The organism is Lysinibacillus sp. TE18511 (assembly GCF_054062295.1).
Genome location: NZ_JBSSFD010000011.1, coordinates 39,322 through 63,250, shown reverse-complemented (window position 1 = coordinate 63,250; position 23,929 = coordinate 39,322). Strand labels below are relative to the sequence as shown.

At 39.5% G+C, this 23,929-nt stretch carries 21 protein-coding genes and 2 other annotated features; all 21 genes read left to right on the top strand.

All coding sequences use genetic code 11. The annotated features are described in order from the left end of the window. Positions 1 to 255: 255 nt before the first annotated feature. The 21 genes from radA to rpoC all read left to right on the top strand — a co-directional run bounded on the left by radA (position 256) and on the right by rpoC (position 23,800). Positions 256 to 1,632, top strand: coding sequence for a DNA repair protein RadA (radA, locus tag ACVWXS_RS10730; RefSeq protein WP_285396441.1), 1,377 nt, complete (start codon positions 256 to 258; stop codon positions 1,630 to 1,632). Between the two features lie 352 nt (positions 1,633 to 1,984). Then, positions 1,985 to 3,070, top strand: coding sequence for a PIN/TRAM domain-containing protein (locus ACVWXS_RS10725; protein WP_368637295.1), 1,086 nt, complete (start codon positions 1,985 to 1,987; stop codon positions 3,068 to 3,070). Positions 3,071 to 3,082: 12 nt separating this feature from the next. Continuing rightward, on the top strand, positions 3,083 to 3,775 hold the full coding sequence (gene ispD, locus ACVWXS_RS10720) for a 2-C-methyl-D-erythritol 4-phosphate cytidylyltransferase (RefSeq protein WP_423490238.1): 693 nt from the start codon (positions 3,083 to 3,085) through the stop codon (positions 3,773 to 3,775). Positions 3,776 to 4,017: 242 nt separating this feature from the next. Beyond that, positions 4,018 to 4,494: a 2-C-methyl-D-erythritol 2,4-cyclodiphosphate synthase gene (gene ispF, locus ACVWXS_RS10715; RefSeq protein WP_368637296.1), complete on the top strand. Its 477-nt coding sequence runs from the start codon at positions 4,018 to 4,020 to the stop codon at positions 4,492 to 4,494. A 91-nt stretch (positions 4,495 to 4,585) separates the two neighbouring features. Continuing rightward, positions 4,586 to 6,046, top strand: a complete 1,461-nt coding sequence (gltX, locus tag ACVWXS_RS10710) for a glutamate--tRNA ligase (RefSeq protein WP_456958179.1) — start codon at positions 4,586 to 4,588, stop codon at positions 6,044 to 6,046. A gap of 332 nt (positions 6,047 to 6,378) precedes the next feature. After that, positions 6,379 to 6,596 (top strand) — a binding site (T-box leader). Positions 6,597 to 6,758: 162 nt separating this feature from the next. Next, complete coding sequence (cysE, locus tag ACVWXS_RS10705; RefSeq protein ID WP_374964522.1) at positions 6,759 to 7,409, top strand: serine O-acetyltransferase; 651 nt, start codon at positions 6,759 to 6,761, stop codon at positions 7,407 to 7,409. Next, positions 7,406 to 8,806, top strand: a complete 1,401-nt coding sequence (gene cysS / locus ACVWXS_RS10700) for a cysteine--tRNA ligase (protein ID WP_427420657.1) — start codon at positions 7,406 to 7,408, stop codon at positions 8,804 to 8,806. Before cysE ends, cysS begins: the two co-directional genes overlap by 4 nt. Positions 8,807 to 8,811: 5 nt before the next feature. Next, positions 8,812 to 9,231 (top strand): Mini-ribonuclease 3, encoded by a 420-nt coding sequence (locus ACVWXS_RS10695; RefSeq protein ID WP_068986560.1) that lies wholly within the window; start codon positions 8,812 to 8,814, stop codon positions 9,229 to 9,231. Next, complete coding sequence (gene rlmB / locus ACVWXS_RS10690; RefSeq protein ID WP_068986559.1) at positions 9,231 to 9,983, top strand: 23S rRNA (guanosine(2251)-2'-O)-methyltransferase RlmB; 753 nt, start codon at positions 9,231 to 9,233, stop codon at positions 9,981 to 9,983. Before ACVWXS_RS10695 ends, rlmB begins: the two co-directional genes overlap by 1 nt. Positions 9,984 to 9,985: 2 nt before the next feature. Then, positions 9,986 to 10,498, top strand: coding sequence for an NYN domain-containing protein (locus ACVWXS_RS10685; protein ID WP_223553756.1), 513 nt, complete (start codon positions 9,986 to 9,988; stop codon positions 10,496 to 10,498). A 68-nt stretch (positions 10,499 to 10,566) separates the two neighbouring features. Then, a complete protein-coding gene (gene sigH, locus ACVWXS_RS10680) occupies positions 10,567 to 11,214 on the top strand; it encodes an RNA polymerase sporulation sigma factor SigH (RefSeq protein ID WP_068986558.1) in 648 nt (215 codons plus the stop codon). 7 nt (positions 11,215 to 11,221) lie between these two features. Then, positions 11,222 to 11,437, top strand: a complete 216-nt coding sequence (gene rpmG / locus ACVWXS_RS10675) for a 50S ribosomal protein L33 (RefSeq protein WP_423472364.1) — start codon at positions 11,222 to 11,224, stop codon at positions 11,435 to 11,437. A gap of 48 nt (positions 11,438 to 11,485) precedes the next feature. Beyond that, the gene (gene secE / locus ACVWXS_RS10670) at positions 11,486 to 11,671 is read left to right on the top strand and encodes a preprotein translocase subunit SecE (RefSeq protein WP_368637301.1); all 186 of its coding nucleotides are present in this window, start codon (positions 11,486 to 11,488) and stop codon (positions 11,669 to 11,671) included. 563 nt (positions 11,672 to 12,234) lie between these two features. Beyond that, positions 12,235 to 12,768, top strand: a complete 534-nt coding sequence (gene nusG, locus ACVWXS_RS10665) for a transcription termination/antitermination protein NusG (protein ID WP_368637302.1) — start codon at positions 12,235 to 12,237, stop codon at positions 12,766 to 12,768. Between the two features lie 226 nt (positions 12,769 to 12,994). Continuing rightward, positions 12,995 to 13,420, top strand: a complete 426-nt coding sequence (gene rplK / locus ACVWXS_RS10660) for a 50S ribosomal protein L11 (RefSeq protein ID WP_004233593.1) — start codon at positions 12,995 to 12,997, stop codon at positions 13,418 to 13,420. 119 nt (positions 13,421 to 13,539) lie between these two features. Continuing rightward, positions 13,540 to 14,238 (top strand): 50S ribosomal protein L1, encoded by a 699-nt coding sequence (rplA, locus tag ACVWXS_RS10655; RefSeq protein WP_427420660.1) that lies wholly within the window; start codon positions 13,540 to 13,542, stop codon positions 14,236 to 14,238. Positions 14,239 to 14,299: 61 nt separating this feature from the next. Next, positions 14,300 to 14,446 (top strand) — a sequence feature (ribosomal protein L10 leader region). 32 nt (positions 14,447 to 14,478) lie between these two features. Beyond that, complete coding sequence (gene rplJ, locus ACVWXS_RS10650) at positions 14,479 to 14,979, top strand: 50S ribosomal protein L10 (RefSeq protein WP_368637304.1); 501 nt, start codon at positions 14,479 to 14,481, stop codon at positions 14,977 to 14,979. A 72-nt stretch (positions 14,980 to 15,051) separates the two neighbouring features. Further along, positions 15,052 to 15,411, top strand: coding sequence for a 50S ribosomal protein L7/L12 (gene rplL, locus ACVWXS_RS10645; protein WP_132362671.1), 360 nt, complete (start codon positions 15,052 to 15,054; stop codon positions 15,409 to 15,411). Between the two features lie 76 nt (positions 15,412 to 15,487). Further along, a complete protein-coding gene (locus ACVWXS_RS10640; RefSeq protein ID WP_456958174.1) occupies positions 15,488 to 16,090 on the top strand; it encodes a class I SAM-dependent methyltransferase in 603 nt (200 codons plus the stop codon). A 241-nt stretch (positions 16,091 to 16,331) separates the two neighbouring features. After that, complete coding sequence (rpoB, locus tag ACVWXS_RS10635; protein WP_402987055.1) at positions 16,332 to 19,907, top strand: DNA-directed RNA polymerase subunit beta; 3,576 nt, start codon at positions 16,332 to 16,334, stop codon at positions 19,905 to 19,907. 206 nt (positions 19,908 to 20,113) lie between these two features. After that, on the top strand, positions 20,114 to 23,800 hold the full coding sequence (rpoC, locus tag ACVWXS_RS10630) for a DNA-directed RNA polymerase subunit beta' (protein ID WP_456958172.1): 3,687 nt from the start codon (positions 20,114 to 20,116) through the stop codon (positions 23,798 to 23,800). Positions 23,801 to 23,929: the final 129 nt, after the last annotated feature.

Sequence of the window (23,929 nt, the reverse complement as noted above, 5' to 3'; positions counted from 1 at the left end):
CATCCCATCCGCTGAGTATTAGTCTTCACCAAAAGCGCTTTTACAGGTAGTTAATTTCCCGCCTAACTTCTTTGCTTTTGCTGAATTTTGAAGTGAGGATCTTGTACCGGTCACTTGCTGGCGGTACAAGATAAATTTCTGCCCGTTAATGCGGATAAATGTTTCATTTGAAAAGGACAGCAAGGCTATAGTGCCAAGCTGTCCTTTTTTATGTACAATAAATACATAAGAACAAATATTCGAGGTGAATGTAATTTGGCAAAGAAAAAAACGAAATTTGTATGCTCAGGCTGTGGTTATGAATCGGCAAAGTGGATGGGAAGATGTCCAGGGTGTGGAGAATGGAATAAGATGGTTGAAGAGATAGAGGTTGTAGCTAAAGGGCCTAGAGGGGCTTTTCAACACTCCGCTACAGTTACCCAAAAGGCTCTCCCTATTATGCAGGTTGAAGCAGCTGAGGAATCACGAGTTGCAACAGAAATGAGTGAGCTCAACCGAGTGCTAGGTGGAGGCATCGTACCTGGTTCGCTTGTGTTAATCGGGGGAGACCCTGGGATTGGGAAGTCGACGTTATTATTACAAGTATCGGCTTTACTTTCTAATAAAGGACATCGTGTGCTCTATATTTCCGGTGAAGAATCAATTCGTCAAACAAAGCTACGGGCAGAGCGTTTAGGAGTGATATCACAGGAGCTATATATATATTCAGAAACAAATTTAGAGTTTTTAAATCAGACCATCGATGATGTGCAGCCTAAGTTTGTCATTGTCGATTCCATTCAAACAGTTTTTCATCCTGAGGTAACGAGTGCACCTGGTAGTGTATCACAGGTGCGTGAATGTACAGCGGAGCTAATGCGAATTGCAAAAACAAAGGGAATCGCTATTTTTTTAGTTGGACATGTTACGAAAGAGGGACAAATTGCAGGCCCACGTATTTTGGAGCATATGGTTGATACGGTATTGTATTTTGAAGGGGAACGACATCATAACCACCGTATTTTACGTAGCCAAAAAAACCGCTTTGGCTCTACTAATGAAATTGCTATTTTTGAAATGCTTCAAGGGGGCTTAAAGGAAGTTTTAAATCCGTCTGAGTTGTTCTTGCAGGAGCGTTCACAAGGGGCGGCAGGTTCAACAATTGTGGCCTCGATGGAAGGTACACGACCAATTCTAGTTGAAATTCAGTCGCTTGTGACACCTACAAGTTTTAATTATCCAAAACGAATGGCAACGGGTGTAGATCAAAACCGTGTGCAACTGCTTATGGCAGTCCTTGAAAAGAGAATGGGTCTCATGCTACAGGCGCAGGATGCATATATTAAAGTTGCTGGCGGTGTAAAGCTTGATGAGCCTGCAATTGATTTGGCGGTGTTGACAAGCATTGTTTCAAGCTTTAAGGATCAAGCTGTCGGAGCAACCGATTGCTTTATTGGGGAAGTAGGATTGACGGGAGAAGTGCGTCGAGTATCTCGTATTGAACAGCGTGTCATTGAGGCAGCGAAGCTCGGATTTAAACGAGCCTTCATCCCGGCCTCGAATATCGGCGGCTGGGATTTCCCGCAAGGTATTGAGATAGTTGGTGTAGAAACGATAAAAGATGCATTGAATACTTGCTTTAGAGAGCTATAAAAAAGTTTGTGCATGTTGGACGATGTTCTGACATGCACTTTTACTTACAAAGGAAGATATTTACTTAAAGAAAGCTTTTAATTCATAGATTGAAGGTAGGAAACTCGAAGGGGGGAATTGGCGTCCTAGATAACATCCGAGAATAAGGCTTTTATAATGACTCTTCGGACGTCAAAAGATCATGTCTTATTATGGGTGAAGGACCAATTGAATGCTTGATTTTTTCCTTTTTTGGTAGACCTGAAATGTTCGTTCTAAAGAAGATGAAATAATGATAATTTGATGGGTTCATAAAGGATTTTCTACAGTAAACTATGTATAATTATATATTAAGAATTGGAGGTGACAGGTTATGAAAAAATTTGTTCAAATTGCTTTTTTACTGATTGGAGGAGCATTAGGCCTTGTTTTCTTACCGCCATTATACGAATTGCTTCATTTATCATCTAATCCTTGGCTAGATAATCCCTATGTATCAGTAGCTTTAGGAGCACTTTTACTGTTTACATTATCATTTGCCTTTTCCGATTATTTTGTAAGGCTCATTAGCTGGATGGAAGAGGTGCTATTTAAAGTACCTGTTGGGGATTTATTATTTGGTACGCTTGGACTTATTATCGGACTAATCGTTGCGTATTTCTTAGGCTTTGCAATTGATAGTATTGATTTACCTAATTTTACGAAGGTTTTACCAATAATACTGTCATTTGTACTTGGATATTTAGGGTTCCGTGTAGGCTTTAAAAAGCGAGATGAATTAATCCAGCTATTTACATTACGCGGTAACAATACGAAGAAAAAATTACCTGAAGGTGTAGAACCTCAAGAAGTACGAGGAAGCTATAAATTGTTAGATACAAGTGTTATTATCGATGGTCGTATTGCAGATATTTCTGAAACAGGCTTTATAGAAGGTATCCTAGTTGTACCTCAATTTGTCCTTACTGAGCTTCAGCATATTGCAGACTCTTCGGATACGTTAAAGCGTACAAGAGGTCGTCGTGGTTTAGATATTCTAAAGAAATTACAGGATGAGCGTATGACGAAGGTTGAGATTACTGAAGAGGATTTTGAGGATGTACAAGAAGTAGACTTAAAGTTAGTACGTCTTGCTAAGAAAAAGGGCAACGATACACAGATTGTGACGAATGACTTTAACCTGAACAAAGTTTGTGAGCTACATCACGTGAAGGTGTTAAACATCAATGATTTAGCAAATGCAGTGAAGCCTGTTGTTATTCCAGGTGAGAATATGCAAGTGATGGTCATTAAAGATGGGAAAGAGCATAATCAAGGGGTTGCTTATTTAGATGATGGCACAATGATCGTTGTTGAAGGTGGACGTAGCTATATAGGACAGGCGATTACCGTAACCGTAACAAGTGTTCTACAAACATCGGCAGGTCGTATGATTTTTGCTAAACCAAAGGATGACTAGGAAGTGGGAAATGTGCAATATGAAGTAGTGTTGCCTGCAGCAGGAAGCGGAAAGCGAATGGGAGCGGGACACAATAAGTTATTTTTAAAGCTTTTAGAGAAACCGATTCTCATACACACGTTGGAAGTATTTGAACAGGACAGCCAGTGTACAGGCATTTGGCTAGCGGTGAAGCCAGAAGAACGTGCATTTATCCGAGAAATGCTCGAGAGGTATGGAATTTCTAAAGTTAAAGGCTTGCCTGATGGTGGTGCTGAGCGACAGCATTCCGTTCATTCGTGTATGAAAGAAATGAAGCAGGTCGATATTGTACTTGTGCACGATGCGGCGCGTCCATTTATTACGCATGACATTATTGCGGATCTTGTACAAAGTGCGCATAACTTTGGCGCTGCGATTGCAGGTGTTCGTGCGAAGGATACGATGAAAAAAGTACGTAATGGTGTGATTGAAGAGACAATTGATCGTGAAAGCTTATGGATGATTCAAACCCCGCAGGCATTTCAATTTGATTTGATTGTGGAGGCGGAGGATGTCGCTGAGAAAGTGGGCTTTCTGGGTACCGATGAGGCGATGCTAGTTGAACGTCTTGGCCATAAGGTGCATATTGTCGAAAGTAGCTACGAAAATGTAAAGATGACGACGCAAGAAGATTTAGTTTTCGGAGAGGCGATATTGCGTAAACGCGCTTTGGAAACGTTATAATAGCCAACTAAAAATCTCATCAGCCTGATAAATAGCTGATGAGATTTTACATTTTTAGATTTGTAACCATAATTGAATATTCATTGAGCGAACGGTTCACTACTCACTCAATTTCCTAGGAAATATGTATAATGTGAGGGTATAATATAGAGTAAATATTAAAGTAAAGGAAGGTGAATGAGGCTACCTTATAAGCTGAATGGGTCTATTTTATTTAACTTATTAGACAGTCTCAATATCATATGTTTCGAGTAGGACAAGGATTTGACGTACATGCATTTGAAGAAGGACGCCCATTAATTATTGGGGGTATAACAATTCCTCATGAAAAAGGGCTAGTAGGGCATTCTGATGCAGATGTTTTATTACATACTGTCACAGATGCAGCATTAGGGGCTATTGGCGAAGGAGATATCGGTCGTCATTTCCCAGACACAGATCCTGCGTTTAAGGATGCAGATTCAGCGAAATTATTAGAGCATATTTGGAAGATTGTTGAGGACAAGGGTTATGTTCTAGGCAATGTGGATTGTACAATTATGGCACAACGTCCGAAAATGGCACCGTATATTGAACAAATGCAAAATCGTATTGCTGAGTTACTTCATGCAGAGCCTTCTCAAGTGAATGTCAAGGCAACAACAACTGAACGTTTAGGTTTTACAGGTCGCGAGGAAGGGATTGCATCTATGGCGACAATCCTATTGATGAAGAAGTAAAAGCAGGCTCTCCACGCTTTTATTTCCTGTAACAGAGTGGTAAAATGAACAAAGTCAATTTTTTGAACGAAAATTTAGGAGGCTTTTAATAATGGCGAAAGAAGTTCGTGTTCGTTACGCGCCATCCCCTACTGGTTTCTTACATATCGGTGGAGCGCGTACAGCGTTATTCAATTATTTATATGCAAAACATCATAACGGTAAATTCATCGTACGTATTGAAGATACGGATATTGAACGTAATGTAGAGGGCGGGGAAGCATCTCAGCTGGATAACTTAAAATGGTTAGGTATCGAATATGATGAGTCAATCGATATTGGTGGACCATATGCACCTTATCGTCAAATGGAGCGTCTTGATATTTATAAAGAGCACGCTGAAAAGCTATTAGAGCAAGGTTTAGCTTATAAATGCTTCTGTTCTTCTGAGAAATTAGAAGCGTCTCGTGAAGAGCAAAAAGCACGAGGTGTTGCAGCTCCAACTTATGATGGTACTTGTCGTCATTTATCAGCGGAGGAAGTTGCGGCTAAAGAAGCTGCTGGTGAACAATACACAATTCGTATGCGTGTACCTGAAAATGTAACATATGAATTTGAGGATTTAGTACGTGGACAAGTAACATTTGAGTCAAAAGATATTGGTGACTGGGTACTTGTTAAAGCAAATGGTATCCCAACGTATAACTATGCGGTAGTGTTAGATGATCACTTTATGGAAATTTCCCATGTATTCCGCGGTGAAGAGCATTTATCGAATACACCAAAACAAATGATGATTTTTGACGCATTTGGCTGGGAATATCCATGCTTTGGTCACATGACATTAATCATTAATGAAAACCGTAAGAAATTATCAAAACGTGATGAATCAATTATTCAATTCGTAACACAATATAAAGATTTAGGATACCTACCTGAAGCGATGTTCAACTTCTTCGCATTACTTGGCTGGTCTCCTGAAGGGGAAGAAGAGATTTTCTCAAAAGAAGAATTTATTAAAATGTTTGATGAAAAACGTCTTTCAAAATCACCATCTATGTTCGATAAACAAAAGCTTACGTGGATGAATAATCAATACATTAAAAAGCTATCATTAGAAGAAGTGGTGACATTATCTTTACCACATTTACAAAAAGCAGGTTTATTACCAGAAGAGCTAACAGCGGAAGAACGTGCATGGGCAACAGATTTAATCGCACTTTATCATGAGCAAATGAGCTTTGGATCTGAAATTGTAGAACTATCTCGCCTATTCTTTAATGATCACATTGAATATGATGAAGAAGCAAAAGCGGTTTTAGCGGGTGAGCAGGTACCTGAGGTTATGGCAGCATTTAAAGCACAGCTTGAAGGTTTAGAAGAATTTACGCCTGATGCTGTCAAAGCCGCTATTAAAGCTGTTCAAAAAGAAACAGGTCACAAAGGTAAAAATCTATTTATGCCAATCCGTGTTGTAACAACGGGTGAAACGCATGGTCCGGAGCTTCCTAACGCAATTTGCTTAATTGGTAAACAGAAAACAATTGATCGTGTAGAAAAATTTGCACAATAAATAGAATTTTATCTTCATTCAGCAAATGTTTTTTAAGTAAAAGCAAAGCTCTAGCTCAGAAGACTCCCACCTCTGAAGGTGGTGAGATGAATGAGGATGTAGTTCTTTTTCAGTGGGCAACCGCCTACTGAATGAAGATAAAGCCTCCGGCGGATGTCACGGATTTTGAAAGGAATGAATAAAGGATGTTAGCCTAAAACCCTCGCATCCTGCGAAAACGGCTAACTGACCTGCATCGTGCAGGCCTGGGCACAATTCAAAATCCGGACGCAATTACGCCAAGGCGAAATTGTTTGACAATTTGTCAGTTCGTTGTAAAATGTACTTACATTGAAAAAGCGTTGATAAGGAGAAGTAAGTGGCGCATGCTCTAAAGAGAGGACCATCACCGGCTGAAAGTGGTCTGAGCCTAGGCAAAACTGAAATGCACCTTTGAGCATAAAGCTGAACAATAGTAGGCTTTATCGATTCGTTCCCGTTACAGAGCGTTCAGAGTGGAAGGTTTTTGCCTTCAATCAGAGTGGAACCGCGCATATTTAGCGTCTCTGTCATTCCTTTTGGGGATGATAGGGGCGCTTTTTTATTTTTCAAGACATGTGACTTGAAGTGATTAAGTGCGCCAATTCTACTTAACTAACTCTGCAGCGAATCAACGTCAGCTACAGTATGTCAAAGGGTCAAGGCCAATCAGGATGAAAAGGGGGAGTTTTTTGTGTTTAAAAGAATGAAGGAAGATGTAGAAACAATTTTTGAGAATGATCCAGCAGCTCGTAGTGTACTTGAAGTTGTGCTAACATACTCAGGTTTACATGCTACATGGGCGCATCGAGTTGCCCATTGGTTCTTTAAAAGGCGCTTTTATTTTTTAGCCCGTACCATTTCACAAATTAGTCGCTTCTTTACCGGAATTGAAATCCATCCTGGAGCAAAGATTGGTCGACGTTTCTTTATTGACCATGGGATGGGTGTTGTTATTGGCGAAACATGTGAGATTGGTGATAATGTAACCTTATATCAAGGGGTAACTTTAGGTGGTACAGGAAAAGAAAAGGGGAAACGCCATCCGACATTAAAGGACAATGTACTAGTTGCAACAGGAGCAAAAGTTTTAGGTTCTATTACAATTGGTGAGAATAGTAAAATTGGTGCAGGTTCAGTTGTCTTAAAAGAAGTGCCACCAAATGCTACAGTTGTCGGAATTCCTGGTAAAATAGTGATTAAGGATGGAGTTCGTCTAGAGAAAAAACTAGACCACCAAAATATACCTGACCCTGTAGAAGAACGTTGTCAAGCTTTTGAGAAACAGATTGCAACATTGCAGCAGGAAATCGAAAGCTTACAAAAGGAGAGAGAAACACAATGAGTATTCAAATTTATAACTCATTAACACGACAAAAGGAAACTTTCATACCGTTGGAAGAAGGCAAAGTAAAAATGTACGTTTGCGGTCCAACAGTTTATAACTACATTCATATTGGGAATTCACGTCCTGTAATTGTCTACGACACAGTGCGTCGTTATTTCCAACACAAGGGATATGATGTAAAATTTGTTTCAAATTTCACGGATGTGGACGACAAAATTATTAAGGCTGCAAATGAACTTGGAGAAGAAGTTCATGAATTAACGGAGCGCTTTATTGCCGCATACTTTGAAGATGTTACAGCGCTAGGTTGCAAGAAAGCAGATGTACATCCACGTGTAACAGAGCATATGGACGATATCATTCAATTCATTCAAGTTTTAGTCGATAAAGGCTATGCTTATGAGTCAGCTGGTGATGTCTATTACCGAACTCGTAAATTTAATGGCTACGGTAAATTATCGCATCAATCGGTGGATGATTTAAAAATTGGTGCTCGTATAGAAGCAGGCGAGAAAAAAGATGATGCGTTAGATTTCGCTCTATGGAAAGCTGTGAAGCCAGGTGAAATTTACTGGGAAAGTCCTTGGGGCAAAGGACGTCCAGGTTGGCATATTGAATGCTCTGTAATGGCACGTGAGCATTTAGGAGATACTATTGATATTCATGCAGGTGGGCAAGATTTAACATTCCCGCATCATGAAAATGAAATTGCACAATCCGAAGCCCATAATGATAAAACATTTGCACGTTATTGGATGCACAACGGGTATATTAATATTGATAATGAAAAAATGTCCAAATCCCTTGGTAATTTTATACTCGTTAATGATATTCGTAAACAAATTGACCCACAAGTTTTACGCTTCTTTATGCTTTCTGTGCATTATCGTCATCCGATTAACTTTGCGAAGGATTTAGTGGACGCAGCCGCAAATGGGTTAGAACGAATTCGTACTGCCTACAACAATGTGAAACACCGTTTAACAGCAACTGCGAGTTTGGGTGATCACTCAGAAGAATGGCTTGGAAAAATTGCTGAACAAAAAGCTCATTTTGAAGAAGCGATGGATGATGACTTTAATACAGCCAATGCCATTTCTGTATTATTTGAATTAGCACGTATCGCAAATATTTATCTAAATGAAACGAATACTGATGAAAAAGTATTAGTAAGTTTTACTGAAACTTTTGAGGTGTTAGGTGACGTCTTAGGTATTGAATTTGTAAAAGAAGAAGAGCTATTAGACGAAGAAATTGAAGCACTGTTACAGGAACGTGTAGATGCACGTAAAAATCGTGATTTTGCTCGTTCGGATGAAATTCGTGACCATTTGCAAGCGCAAGGTATCATTTTAGAAGATACGCGACAAGGAACTAGATGGAAACGAGGGTAAGTAACTTGGATAAACTCCGCAACGAAGATGTTAAGCAATTGAATGCATTAGCGTTAGCCTATATGGGAGACGCAGTTTTAGAGCAAAAGGTACGAGAGCATTTGCTACGTGCCGGCCGTGTTAAACCTAATACACTTCATAGAGAAGCGACACGTTATGTATCAGCGAAAGCGCAATCTATGATTGTACATCAAATGATGGATGAAGGCTTTTTAACAGAGGAGGAATTGGCTGTGTTCCGCCGTGGACGCAATGCCAAATCCGGCTCTGTGCCAAAAAATACAGATGTTCAAACATACCGTAATAGCTCAGGCTTTGAGGCGGTGCTTGGTAGTTTGTATTTATTAAATGAATTAGAACGCGTGTATGCAATCATTGCATACGCTATTCAAATAATCGAGGAATCAAAAGGAGTGTCGAAATAATGGCAGAGCAAAATGGTGAAATTATTGCCGGTAAAAACCCAGTGTTAGAAGCACTTCGTTCAGGCCGCGATATGAATAAAGTATGGATTGCAGAAGGTGTGAAAAAATCAGGGGTTAATGAACTTCTAGATTTAGCACGAGAACGTGGAGTTATCGTTCAATTTGTCCCGAAAAAAAAGGTGGATCAATTATCAGATACCAATCACCAAGGAATAGTTGCCTCTGTTGCAGCATATAGATATGCAGAGCTAGAGGATTTATTCGCTGCAGCGGCAAAAAAACAAGAAGATCCATTCTTCTTAATTTTAGATGAGCTGGAGGACCCGCATAATCTGGGCTCTATAATGCGAACTGCTGATGCGATAGGTGCGCATGGCATAATTATTCCGAAACGCCGTTCTGTGAGTTTAACAGCTGTAGTGGCAAAGGCTTCAACTGGAGCAATAGAGCACGTACCTGTTGTTCGTGTTAATAATCTAGCGCAGACAGTAGACGAGCTAAAAGAACGAGGAGTATGGATTGCAGGTACAGATGCAAAAGGTTCTGCAGACTATCGTAAAATGGATGCAACGTTGCCACTTGCGATTATTATTGGTAGTGAAGGCAAAGGAATGGGTCGCTTATTAAAAGAGAAATGTGACTTTTTATATCATTTACCAATGATCGGGCATGTCACATCACTAAATGCATCGGTAGCTGCTGCACTCTTAATGTATGAAGTGTATCGTAAACGTCAAGAAGCGAATGATTGACAATGAACAACATTTTGCTTGTTGACGGCTATAATATGATTGGAGCTTGGAAAGAGCTACGGCCATTACGAGATACGAATTTTGAAGATGCTCGTAAGAGATTAATTGAGCTTATGGCTGAGTATAAGGCTGCTATGGGATGGCGCGTCGTTATCGTTTTTGACGCTCATCTTGTACCAGGTGTGGAGCAATCTTATATAGAAAATGATATCGAAGTCATTTATACAAGAAAAAACGAAACAGCAGATGAACGTATTGAAAAGATGACACGAGAACTAAAAGCTAGAAATGTTCAGATTCATGTAGCAACTTCGGATATGGCAGAGCAAAGTGTGATTTTTGGTAATGGTGCTTTGCGGAAATCGGCCCGAGAGCTAGAAATTGATATGGGCATTATTCAGCATAAAATTTCTCATGATGTGAAACAAAAACAGGATAGCAAACCGCCATCTCGGATAGAGCTAAAGCCTGATGTTGCTTTGGCTTTTGAAAAATGGCGGCGTGGTTTGAAATGATTGATTGACTCATATTTTCCAATTCCGTTATACTGTTCCTAATTATCTGTTGTGGCTGAGGTGATACCATGTTTAAAAATAGTATTGTACAAGTGACACAAGATTTTGAACGATTCAATGATGAAGAACTTATTGAAATGGTGCATCAAGGTAATACAGATGCGTTGGATTATTTAATTACGAAATACCGTTTGTTAGTAAGAGCAAAGGCTAGATCTTATTTTTTAATTGGTGCGGATAAGGAAGACATTGTGCAAGAGGGCATGATTGGGTTATATAAAGCCATTCGTGATTTTAAGGGAGATAAGCTGGCTTCTTTTAGAGCTTTTGCTGAGCTATGTATTACAAGACAGATTATCACGGCTATTAAAACAGCTACAAGGCAAAAGCATATACCATTAAATTCTTACGTTTCTTTGGACAAGCCTATTTTTGATGAAGAATCAGATCGTACATTAATGGACGTTTTAACAGGTGCTATTATGGATGATCCAGAAGAATTAATGATTCATAGAGAAGAGTTTGGTTACTTAGAAGAAAAGATGAGTGAGATTTTAAGTGAATTAGAGCTACAAGTATTAGCTCTGTACTTAGATGGCCAGTCTTATCATGAAATTTCCGAGAAATTAAATCGTCATGTGAAATCCATTGACAATGCTTTACAACGAGTAAAGCGTAAATTAGAGCGACATTTAGTACTTGAAGAAATGTCCTAGCGGTTGTATGCCCTTGTTGACATTGACAAATATAGGTGTTAGTCTTGAAAAGACAAAGTGCCGAAAAGGTGATTATATGGCAAAAAAAGTCGTTTTAAATTGCGAAAAATGTGGATCGAGAAATTACACGTTTCCTGCTAAGGAAGGGTCAACTGTACGCCTCGAATTAAAGAAATTTTGCTCGCATTGCAATGAACATACAATGCATAAACAAACGCTATAAAACAATTTGTAAATAGACAGATATGATTGATTCGGAGGTCAGGCTAGAATGGGCAAGATTAAAGGCTTTTTCAGCAATGTAATGTCGGAAATGCGCAAAACAAGCTGGCCAAAAAGTAAAGAACTGACGAAATATACAGTCGTTGTAATTTCAACTGTTGTAATTATGGCTTTATTTTTTGTGTTAGTTGATTTAGGTGTTTCATCATTACTCCGCTGGTACTTAGAGTTATAATTTAGTGAATAGCATGTTAATACTTCTGAAATAGCCCGTCATTACAATAAACGGGTTTTTTCGTTTGTTTTATCTTCATTCAGCAGATCTTTTCTGTGCGAAAGAATTACGCCAAGACGAAATTGAAGAAGTGAACAGCAGTAAAATATTCTCAATATGATAAGTATGCTACTAGGGATAGTATGAGGGTAGCAATAGATGACTATGCTAGTTTTGGTATAGATCATCGGGCTTTCACTAGACTATTAGCGGAAGCAAAGTTTTTCTAATGGGTAGTTTGTGAAAAGAGTAAAGGATACGCTTAGTATATATCGCGATCCATTTTTTCACTTTTATCTTCATTCAGTAGAAGATTCCTGCTTCTAAAAGTGGTAGGATGAATGCAAATGTAGTTCCTTTTTAGTAAGTGTTAAAACACCGATTGAATGAAGATAAAGCCGCTGGCAGATGTCACGGATTTTGAAAGGAACCAATTGTGCAAGCACAATACAAAATCCAGACACAATTACGCCAAGGCGTAATTGATTTGGTAAGGGAGGGACGGACGAGGAGTCCTAGTAGTTATGGAGAAAAATTGGTATGTTGTTCATACGTATTCAGGGTATGAAAACCGAGTAAAAGCAAACCTAGAGAAACGTGTAGAAACAATGGGTATGCAGGATAAGATTTTCCGTGTTATTGTGCCTGAACACGAAGAAACAGAAATGAAGGATGGGAAAAAGCGTACAATGATGCGCAAAGTTTTCCCTGGTTATGTTTTAGTAGAGTTAATTATGACAGATGATTCGTGGTACGTTGTACGTAATACGCCAGGTGTAACTGGGTTTATCGGTTCATCTGGTGGTGGTGCAAAGCCTACACCTTTGTTACCTGAAGAAGCGGATCGCTTACTACAACAAATGGGAATGACTGACAAAATTGTCGAAGTTGATATTTCTGTTGGGGAAGCAGTAGAAGTATTAGAAGGACCTTTTGCTCACTTCCATGGACGTGTTGAAGAAATTGACACTGAAAAAGGAAAAGTGAAAGTTTCTGTCGATATGTTTGGTCGCGAAACAATTATGGAACTAGATTTTGAGCAAATACAAAAAATGTAGTTCTAGTAACTAAAGTGACATATGTCCAAGACGTATGTCGCAGATTTTGTTAATTACTACTTGCTTAAAAAATTTAAAAGTGGTATTATTTCTAGGTCAGATTGTCATACTTTGGTTTGACGTCTGCAATGATAATTTTAATGTTATCGGCAATTAGCTGACAGACAGATATTGAGTGGGAGGGGTAACCCTATTACCACATCACGGACTTAAGGAGGTGTGTCTCGTGGCTAAAAAAGTTATTAAAGTTGTTAAACTTCAAATCCCTGCTGGTAAAGCAAACCCAGCTCCACCGGTTGGTCCTGCATTAGGTCAAGCAGGTGTGAACATCATGGGATTCTGTAAAGAATTCAACGCGCGTACTGCAGATCAAGCTGGTCTTATCATTCCAGTTGAAATTTCAGTATTCGAGGACCGTTCATTCACTTTCATTACAAAAACTCCACCTGCAGCAGTACTGCTTAAAGTAGCAGCTGGTATCCAATCTGGATCGGGTGAACCAAACCGTAAAAAAGTGGCAACGGTTAAACGTGATAAAGTTCGCGAAATCGCTGAAACTAAAATGCCAGACCTTAACGCTGCTTCAGTAGAAGCTGCAATGTTAATGGTTGAAGGTACTGCACGAAGCATGGGTATTGTTATCGAAGACTAATCCCATTACTTGATGATGTATTTGTTTTTTGGAAGGTTGCGGAGTTTCTTTGTGAACGCGCAACCTTTATTCGTGGGAGGTAAAATCCGCTATAACCACAATCAAGGAGGAATTATATAATGGCTAAAAAAGGTAAAAAACTGCAAGATGCAGCAAAATTAATCGACCGTAACGCATTATACGGCGCTCAAGAAGCAATTGAACTTGCTCAAAAAACTAGCACAGTGAACTTCGACGCTACTGTAGAAGTTGCTTTCCGTTTAGGAATCGATACTCGTAAAAACGACCAACAAATCCGTGGTGCAGTAGTGTTACCAAACGGTACTGGTAAAACTCAACGCGTATTAGTATTCGCTAAAGGTGAAAAACTTAAAGAAGCTGAAGCTGCTGGTGCTGATTATGTAGGCGATGCAGAATACATCCAAAAAATCCAACAAGGTTGGTTTGATTTCGATGTAATCGTTGCAACTCCTGACATGATGGGTGAAGTTGGTAAACTTGGTCGTGTATTAGGACCTAAAGGTTTAATGCCAAACCCTAAAACTGGTACAGTTACTTTCGATGTAACAAAAGCTATCAACGAAATTAAAGCTGGTAAAGTAGAATACCGTGCTGATAAAGCTGGGATCATCCACGCTCCTATCGGTAAAGCTTCTTTCTCTGCAGAAAAATTAGTAGAAAACTTCTTAACTGTATTCGATGTAGTGCAAAAAGCAAAACCTGCTGCAGCTAAAGGTACTTACATGAAATCTGTAAACGTTACAACTACAATGGGTCCAGCTATTAAAGTTGATACTTCAAGCGTAGTAGTAAAATAATTAAAGTTTTTATGTAAATCTATTGACGGCGCTGTCTATCTATGATAAGATGGTTGCTGTTGTGAATCATCCATTTGTACCGTAGACAGTAGGAGTGACTTGTCACTTAATGATCCTACCGAGGACAGCGGAATTCGGATTCTTATTTTAAAGATGATGACTTTCAGCCTCTGTGTCTATTTGACCCAGAGGCTTTTCTTTTGTCGGTATAAATGACCCATTCTAATAGGAGGTGTCATCATGAGCAAAGTTATCGAAAACAAACAAGCACAAGTTCAAGAGATTACTGAGAAATTCCAAAATGCTGCTTCTGTAGTAGTTGTGGATTACCGTGGTCTTAACGTTGCGCAAGTAACTGAACTTCGTAAGCAACTTCGTGAAGCTGGCGTTGAGTTCAAAGTTTACAAAAACACTTTAACACGTCGTGCTACTGAAGCTGTTGGTCTTGAAGGAATCAATGACGTATTAGTTGGTCCTAACGCAATTGCGTTCTCAAATGAAGATGTTGTAGCTCCTGCTAAAATCATCAACGAGTTCGCTAAGAAAAATGAAGCTTTAGAAATTAAAGTGGGTATTATTGAAGGTACAATCTCTTCTGTTGAAGACGTTAAAGCACTTGCAGAACTTCCATCACGCGAAGGTCTTCTTTCTATGCTTTTATCTGTACTTCAAGCTCCAGTGCGCAACTTCGCACTTGCAACAAAAGCTGTTGCAGAACAAAAAGAAGAACAAGGCGCGTAATTTCGTACGCACTATAACTTCTGCGGCCTAACCCGCAAAAATAAAACATTATCCAATTAGGAGGAAATTATAATGAATAAAGAGCAAATCTTAGAAGCAATCAAAGCTATGACAGTTCTTGAATTAAACGATTTAGTAAAAGCTATCGAAGAAGAATTCGGTGTAACAGCTGCTGCTCCTGTAGCAGTAGTAGGTGCTGCTGCTGGCGCTGCTGAAGAAAAAACTGAGTTCGACGTAGTATTAGCATCTGCTGGTGCAGAAAAAATTAAAGTAATCAAAGTGGTTCGTGAAATCACTGGTTTAGGTCTTAAAGAAGCTAAAGAAGTAGTAGATAACGCTCCTAAAGCTCTTAAAGAAGGCGTTTCTAAAGATGAAGCTGAACAAATCAAAGCTAAACTTGAAGAAGTTGGCGCATCTGTAGAAGTTAAGTAATCTCGCATTACTTTTAAAAAAGAGGAAAGCTCGTCATTGCGGCGAGCTTTTTTCTTCATTCTGAGGAGGCGTGAAAATGTCAGATCATTATTATACAAGTAAGCCTCAAACTGAGAGTAAACCTCGTCATTGGACCTTCAAATTATTAGGTCATACGTTTTCCTTTGAAACGGATGCGGGTGTATTTAGTAAAAGCGAAGTAGATTTTGGATCCCGTGTTTTGATAGATGCTTTTCAAATGCCTGATATTGATGGTGCAATTTTGGATGTGGGTTGTGGCTACGGACCGATAGGATTATCGATCGCCAAAGCAAACCCAGACCGTACCGTTTTTATGATGGATATTAATGAACGTGCAGTCGCGCTTTCGCAAAAAAATGCGCAAGTAAACGGTGTTCAAAATGTACGAATATTTGTGAGTGACGGACTATCGATGGTCGAAGAAAATGTAAAAGCTGCAGCTATATTAACTAATCCTCCAATTCGTGCTGGAAAGGAAACAGTTTTCCGTTTTTACGAGGGTGCTTACGACAAGTTAGCGACATCTGGTGAACTGTGGATAGTTATACAGAAGAAGCAAGGTGCACCATCAACGGTAAGTTACTTAGAAGAAAAATTTTCAGAAGTCGATGTTGTGGAGAAGAAAAAAGGGTACTGGATAGTACGTGCAAAAAAATAAGTGAAATATGTATAAAATATTGACTTGACAAATCGGCTATGATAACATGATACAATGCAAAAATATTATTTTGAGGTCGTGTGCCCTTTTGTATATGATTGTTTAAATGTGGGTATACTTGCCAAGATAAGTTTAGTTAACCGAAAATGAGATCTTTTTGAAGACTCGTTTTCTTTTTGTCTTTCGAAATCATACACTATTTGTATGAATTTGCAAAGACCTAATATCGCTTTATTGAGGGGTGAATGAGTTGACAGGTCAACTAGTTCAGTATGGACAACACCGCCAGCGTAGAAGCTTTGCGCGTATTAAAGAGGTGCTTGAGCTTCCAAATCTGATTGAGATTCAAACGGCGTCTTACGAGTGGTTCCTTGAAGAAGGTTTACGTGAAATGTTCCGTGACATTTCGCCGATCGAGGACTTTACAGGCAATCTTTCATTAGAATTTATCGATTATTCATTAGGTGATCCTAAGTATGATGTCGATGAGTGTAAAGAGCGAGATGTTACTTACGCAGCTCCATTACGTGTGAAAGTACGTCTTTACAACAAAGAAACAGACGAAGTGAAAGAACAGGATGTCTTCATGGGTGACTTCCCATTAATGACAGAGACAGGTACGTTCATTATCAATGGTGCTGAACGTGTTATCGTTTCACAATTAGTTCGTTCACCGAGTGTGTATTTCCATGATAAAACTGATAAAAACGGTAAAAAAGGTTTTGGAGCTACAGTTATTCCGAACCGCGGTGCATGGTTAGAATATGAAACTGATGCGAAAGACGTAGTATATGTACGTATTGACCGTACGCGTAAGCTACCAGCAACAGTGTTACTTCGTGCATTAGGTTTCGGTTCAGACCAAGAAATTATCGATATTATCGGTGACAACGAGTATTTACGTAACACGCTAGAAAAGGATAACTCTGAAAGTACAGAAAAAGCACTTTTAGAAATCTATGAGCGCTTACGTCCAGGTGAGCCACCAACAGTTGAAAGTGCGAAGAGCTTATTATACTCTCGTTTCTTTGATGCAAAACGCTATGATTTAGCGAATGTGGGTCGCTACAAAATGAATAAAAAGCTTCATATCAAAAATCGTTTATTTAACCAAACGATTGCTGAAACGCTTGTAGACCCAGAAACAGGCGAAATTTTAGTAGAGAAAGGTACAGTTCTTGACCGTCGTACTTTAGATAAAATCTTACCGTATCTAGAAGATTCATCAAAAGGAATCGGTTACCGCACTTTATCACAAGTAGGTGGAGTGCTTGAGGATGACGTAACAATTCAGTCTATTAAAATTTATGCACCAAAAGATGAAGCACAAAAAGAAATCAATATTATTGGTAATGCGTACATCGATGAAGAAGTGAAGAATATTACACCTGCTGACGTATTATCTTCAGTAAGTTATTTCTTCAACTTACTTTACCAAGTAGGGGCAACAGATGATATCGATCACTTAGGTAACCGTCGTCTACGCTCTGTTGGTGAGCTGTTACAAAACCAATTCCGTATCGGTTTATCTCGTATGGAACGTGTAGTACGTGAGCGTATGTCTATTAATGATACAGCTGCTATCGTACCACAACAATTAATTAATATTCGTCCAGTAATTGCGTCAATTAAAGAGTTCTTCGGTAGCTCTCAGTTATCACAATTCATGGACCAAACAAACCCATTGGCAGAATTAACACATAAACGTCGTCTTTCTGCATTAGGGCCTGGTGGTTTAACACGTGAGCGTGCAGGTTTCGAAGTACGTGACGTTCACTATTCTCACTATGGTCGTATGTGTCCTATCGAGACACCAGAGGGTCCAAACATTGGTTTAATCAACTCATTATCTTCATTTGCCAAAGTAAATAAATTTGGATTCATTGAAACACCTTATCGTCGTATTGACCATGAGACAGGTAGAGTAACGGAGCAAATTGATTATTTAACAGCTGACGAAGAAGATAACTACTATGTAGCACAAGCGAACTCACTATTAAATCCTGATGGTTCATTTGCTAAAGACGAAGTAGTAGGTCGTTTCCGTGGGGATAATACAGTATTCAATAAAGCACAAATGGACTACATGGACGTTTCACCTAAACAAGTAGTTTCGGCTGCGACTGCATGTATCCCGTTCTTAGAAAACGATGACTCGAACCGTGCACTTATGGGTGCCAACATGCAACGTCAAGCAGTTCCTCTTCTTAACCCAGAAGCACCATTCGTTGGTACTGGTATGGAACATGTTGATGCGCGTGACTCTGGTGCGGCTGTAGTAGCGAAATATGATGGTATTGTTGAGCATGTAGAAGCTCGCTCTATCCATGTTCGCCGAATTGAAGTCGTTGATGGTAAAGAAGTTAAAGGCGATTTAACAAAATATAAATTACAAAAATTCATTCGTTCTAACCAAGGTACTTCATACAACCAACGTCCACTTGTAAAAGTTGGCGAACGTGTGAAACCTCGTGATATTTTAGCAGATGGTCCATCTATGGAAAATGGTGAACTTGCTCTTGGTCGTAACGTACTTGTTGCGTTCATGACTTGGAACGGCTTCAACTATGAGGATGCTGTTATCATGAGCGAACGCCTTGTAAAAGACGATGTTTATACATCTGTTCATATTGAAGAATATGAATCAGAGTCTCGTGATACAAAATTAGGACCTGAAGAAATCACTCGCGATATTCCAAACGTCGGGGAAGATGCACTTCGTAACTTAGACGAACGTGGTATCATCCGCATCGGTGCAGAAGTACGTGACGGTGACATTCTTGTAGGTAAAGTAACACCTAAGGGAGTTACAGAATTAACTGCTGAAGAACGCCTATTACATGCTATCTTCGGTGAAAAAGCTCGTGAAGTTCGTGATACTTCATTACGTGTACCACACGGTGCTGGTGGTATTATTCTTGACGTAAAAGTATTTAACCGTGAAGATGGCGATGAATTACCACCAGGTGTTAACCAATTAGTTCGTGCTTATATTGTTCAAAAGCGTAAAATTCGCGTTGGGGACAAAATGGCCGGACGTCATGGTAACAAAGGGGTTATCTCTCGAATCTTACCGGAAGAGGATATGCCATTTATGCCAGATGGAACTCCTGTTGATATCATGTTAAACCCACTTGGCGTACCTTCTCGTATGAACATCGGACAAGTTTTAGAGCTACACTTAGGTATGGCTTCTCGTTCCTTAGGCGTTCATATGGCAACTCCAGTATTCGATGGTGCCAACGAGGAAGATGTTTGGGAAACAATGGAAGAAGCAGGTATGAACCGTGATGGTAAAACAACACTGTATGATGGACGTTCAGGTGAACCATTTGATAACCGCGTATCAGTAGGGATCATGTACATGATCAAACTTGCTCACATGGTTGATGATAAACTTCACGCACGTTCAACTGGTCCTTACTCACTTGTTACTCAACAGCCACTTGGTGGTAAAGCACAGTTCGGTGGACAACGTTTTGGTGAGATGGAAGTATGGGCACTTGAAGCATATGGTGCTGCTTACACACTTCAAGAAATCTTAACAGTTAAATCTGATGACGTTGTTGGTCGTGTGAAAACATACGAAGCAATCGTTAAAGGTGAAAGTGTACCAGAGCCAGGCGTTCCTGAATCATTCAAAGTATTGATTAAAGAACTTCAATCTCTTGGTATGGATGTGAAGATGTTAACGATCAATGATGAAGAGGTAGAGCTTCGCGACTTAGACGAGGAAGATGATCTTCAACCAGCTGATGCTCTTAACATTGCACCACAGCAAGATAAAGAAGAAGAGCCAGTAGAGTCTTTTGAATAATGGATAACCCAAATTCACAGCCTTTGTGAATAAGGTCAAACTTATTTTTCAAACTAGCCGGGCAGGATTTAACGCCCTGTCCGGCTTTTTCTTTCAATAAATCATTCTATTTTTAATCCTTTGTTAAGAGGCATTTCTTTGCAAACGATTATCGAGCTGCGTAAAAGAGTCTTTATAAAGACCTATACTAGAGGGAGGTAGGCTCCTTGATAGACGTTAATGAATTTGAATATATGAAAATTGGTTTAGCTTCTCCTGACAAGATCCGTTCTTGGTCATACGGTGAAGTTAAAAAACCTGAAACAATCAACTACCGTACTTTAAAACCAGAAAAAGATGGTTTATTCTGTGAGCGTATTTTCGGTCCAACTAAGGACTGGGAGTGTCATTGTGGTAAATACAAACGTGTACGTTATAAAGGCGTAGTTTGTGATCGTTGTGGAGTGGAAGTAACACGCGCTAAAGTTCGTCGTGAACGTATGGGCCACATCGAATTAGCAGCACCAGTATCTCATATCTGGTATTTCAAAGGTATTCCTAGCCGTATGGGTCTTATTTTAGATATGTCCCCACGTGCACTAGAAGAAGTAATTTACTTTGCTTCTTACGTTGTAATCGAGCCAGGTGCTACAAACTTAGAAAGTAAACAACTACTTTCTGAAAAAGAGTACCGTGCATATCGCGAAAAATTCGGCAACACATTCGAAGCATCTATGGGTGCTGAAGCAATTAAAAAATTATTAGGCAAAATTGATCTTGAAGATGAAACTCAATCTTTAAAAGAAGAGTTAAAAACAGCACAAGGTCAACGTCGTACACGTGCAATTAAACGTCTTGAAGTTGTTGAATCATTCCGTAACTCAGGTAACTCTCCTGAATGGATGATTTTAGATGTACTACCAGTTATTCCACCAGAGCTTCGTCCGATGGTGCAATTAGATGGTGGCCGTTTCGCAACTTCTGACTTAAACGATTTATATCGTCGTGTAATCAACCGTAATAACCGTTTAAAACGTTTACTAGACCTTGGTGCTCCAAGTATCATCGTTCAAAACGAAAAACGTATGTTACAAGAAGCTGTTGATGCATTAATTGATAACGGTCGTCGTGGTCGTCCAGTAACAGGTCCAGGTAACCGTCCATTAAAATCACTTTCACATATGCTGAAAGGTAAACAAGGTCGTTTCCGTCAAAACTTACTAGGTAAACGTGTTGACTACTCTGGTCGTTCGGTTATCGTAGTAGGTCCAAACTTAAAAATGTACCAATGTGGTCTGCCGAAAGAAATGGCAATTGAGCTGTTCAAGCCTTTCGTGATGAAAGAGTTAGTAGAACGTGGTCTTGCGCATAATATTAAATCTGCTAAACGTAAAATCGAGCGTTTAAACAACGACGTATGGGACGTTTTAGAAGATGTAATTCGTGAGCATCCGGTATTACTTAACCGTGCACCAACGCTTCACCGTCTTGGTATTCAGGCCTTTGAACCAACATTAGTTGAAGGTCGTGCTATTCGTCTTCACCCGTTAGTATGTACAGCTTATAACGCTGACTTCGATGGTGACCAAATGGCGGTTCACGTACCATTATCAGCAGAAGCACAAGCTGAAGCCCGTCTTCTAATGCTTGCTGCACAAAATATCCTGAACCCGAAAGATGGTAAACCAGTTGTAACACCATCTCAAGATATGGTATTAGGTAACTATTACTTAACACTTGAACGCGAGGATGCTCGTGGTGAAGGGACAATTTTCTATGGACCAAATGAAGTACTAATTGCATATGATACAGGTCATGTTCATTTGCATACTCGTATTGCAATTAAAGCAGCTTCATTAAATAACCCAACATTTACTGAAGAACAAAATAATATGTTCCTATTAACGACTGTTGGTAAAGTAATCTTTAACGAAATCTTGCCGAAATCATTCCCATATATTAACGAGCCAACTGATTTCAACTTAGAGCAAGAAACACCAGACAAATACTTTGTTAATTTAACAATTGATGAAGAAACGTTAAAAGAACTTGAAGCAGATGCGGCCTATAATGCACTTGATGAAAAAGGCAAAGTTGATGCTCAACGTACAGCTGTATTACGCAAACACTTTGCATCAGTACCAGTTGTTAACCCATTCCGTAAGAAATTCTTAGGAAATATCATTGCTGAAGTGTTTAAACGTTTCCACATTACTGAAACATCTAAAATGCTTGACCGTATGAAAAACCTAGGATTTAAATACTCAACACGCGCTGGTATTACAGTAGGTGTGTCTGACATCGTCGTATTACCAGATAAAGGTGAAATTTTAGCAGAAGCTCAAGAAAAAGTAGATAAAGTTCAAGCGCAATTCCGTCGTGGTTTCATCACGGAAGAAGAGCGTTATGATCGTGTTATCTCAAGCTGGAGTGCTGCAAAAGATGAAATTCAAGCGAAACTGATGAAGTCACTTGAAAAAACAAACCCAATTTTCATGATGTCTGACTCAGGTGCCCGTGGTAACGCATCTAACTTTACACAGTTAGCAGGTATGCGTGGTCTGATGGCCAACCCGGCTGGTCGTATCATCGAACTTCCAATTAAATCTTCATTCCGTGAAGGTTTAACGGTATTAGAGTACTTCATCTCAACTCACGGTGCTCGTAAAGGTCTTGCCGATACAGCCCTAAAAACTGCCGATTCAGGTTACTTAACACGTCGTCTTGTTGACGTAGCACAAGATGTTATCGTTCGTGAGGATGACTGTGGAACTGACCGTGGTTTAACAATTGGTGCGTTAATGGAAGGTACAGAGTTAATTGAAGCGTTAGATGAACGTATTATCGGTCGTCATACGAAGAAAACAATCGTACATCCGGAAACAGGTGAAGTTATTTTAGAAAGAGACGGTTTAATCGACCAAGATATCGCACGTACAATTATCGAGGTTGGTATCGAGGAAGTAACAATCCGTTCAGCATTCACATGTAATACAAAACATGGTGTATGTAAAAAATGTTACGGCATGAACTTGGCAACAGGTGAAAAGGTTGAAGTTGGGGAAGCAGTTGGTATTATTGCGGCTCAATCAATCGGTGAACCAGGTACACAGTTAACAATGCGTACATTCCATACTGGTGGGGTTGCCGGTGACGATATTACACAAGGTCTTCCACGTATCCAAGAGATCTTCGAAGCACGTAATCCAAAAGGTCAATCTGTTATTTCAGAAATCGCTGGTACTGTTTCGGATATCACTGAAATCCGTGAAGGTCTAAAAGAAATTACAGTTCAAGGTGACGTAGAAACTCGTAAATACCCAGCACCTTACAATGCTCGTCTGAAAGTACAAGAAGGCGACTTTGTAGAACGTGGTCAAGTATTAACAGAAGGTTCTATCGATCCAAAACAATTGTTAAAAGTTAAAGACGTTTCAACAGTTCAAGTATATTTACTAAAAGAAGTACAAAAAGTATACCGTATGCAAGGGGTAGAAATTGGAGACAAACATATCGAGGTAATGGTTCGCCAGATGCTTCGTAAAGTACGTGTAATTGAAGCAGGTGATACAGAATTATTACCAGGCTCATTACTAGATATCCACCAATTCTCAGAAGCAAATGCAGATGCTGTGTTAAATGGCAAAAACCCTGCAACTTGTCGCCCTGTAATTCTTGGTATTACAAAAGCTTCTCTTGAAACAGAATCATTCTTATCTGCTGCATCCTTCCAAGAAACAACACGCGTGTTGACAGATGCAGCCATTAAAGGTAAACGTGATGAGCTTCTGGGATTAAAAGAGAACGTAATTATCGGTAAACTTGTTCCTGCAGGTACTGGTATGCAACGTTATCGTCAAATCCGTATCGAAAAAGATGAGCTTGACACAGATGAGCTAATTTCTGCTGAATAATCATTAAATAAGTACCGGAGAGGTGTATTTTCATCATCTCTTCGGGCTTTTTAAAGATATTAGTTGACAGTCGAAATTGGTAATGATAATATATTGAAGGTTGATAGTTAACTGTTCTGTACTTTGGAG

Coding starts and splice junctions, on each gene's coding strand:
- ACVWXS_RS10640 (WP_456958174.1), top strand. CDS start 15,488: ATGTCAGATCATTATTATACAAGTAAGCCTCAAACTGAGAGTAAACCT.
- ACVWXS_RS10725 (WP_368637295.1), top strand. CDS start 1,985: ATGAAAAAATTTGTTCAAATTGCTTTTTTACTGATTGGAGGAGCATTA.
- cysS (WP_427420657.1), top strand. CDS start 7,406: ATGAGTATTCAAATTTATAACTCATTAACACGACAAAAGGAAACTTTC.
- sigH (WP_068986558.1), top strand. CDS start 10,567: ATGTTTAAAAATAGTATTGTACAAGTGACACAAGATTTTGAACGATTC.
- rplJ (WP_368637304.1), top strand. CDS start 14,479: ATGAGCAAAGTTATCGAAAACAAACAAGCACAAGTTCAAGAGATTACT.
- gltX (WP_456958179.1), top strand. CDS start 4,586: ATGGCGAAAGAAGTTCGTGTTCGTTACGCGCCATCCCCTACTGGTTTC.
- nusG (WP_368637302.1), top strand. CDS start 12,235: ATGGAGAAAAATTGGTATGTTGTTCATACGTATTCAGGGTATGAAAAC.
- rpmG (WP_423472364.1), top strand. CDS start 11,222: ATGCCCTTGTTGACATTGACAAATATAGGTGTTAGTCTTGAAAAGACA.
- rlmB (WP_068986559.1), top strand. CDS start 9,231: ATGGCAGAGCAAAATGGTGAAATTATTGCCGGTAAAAACCCAGTGTTA.
- rplL (WP_132362671.1), top strand. CDS start 15,052: ATGAATAAAGAGCAAATCTTAGAAGCAATCAAAGCTATGACAGTTCTT.
- ACVWXS_RS10685 (WP_223553756.1), top strand. CDS start 9,986: ATGAACAACATTTTGCTTGTTGACGGCTATAATATGATTGGAGCTTGG.
- secE (WP_368637301.1), top strand. CDS start 11,486: ATGGGCAAGATTAAAGGCTTTTTCAGCAATGTAATGTCGGAAATGCGC.
- rplA (WP_427420660.1), top strand. CDS start 13,540: ATGGCTAAAAAAGGTAAAAAACTGCAAGATGCAGCAAAATTAATCGAC.
- ispF (WP_368637296.1), top strand. CDS start 4,018: ATGTTTCGAGTAGGACAAGGATTTGACGTACATGCATTTGAAGAAGGA.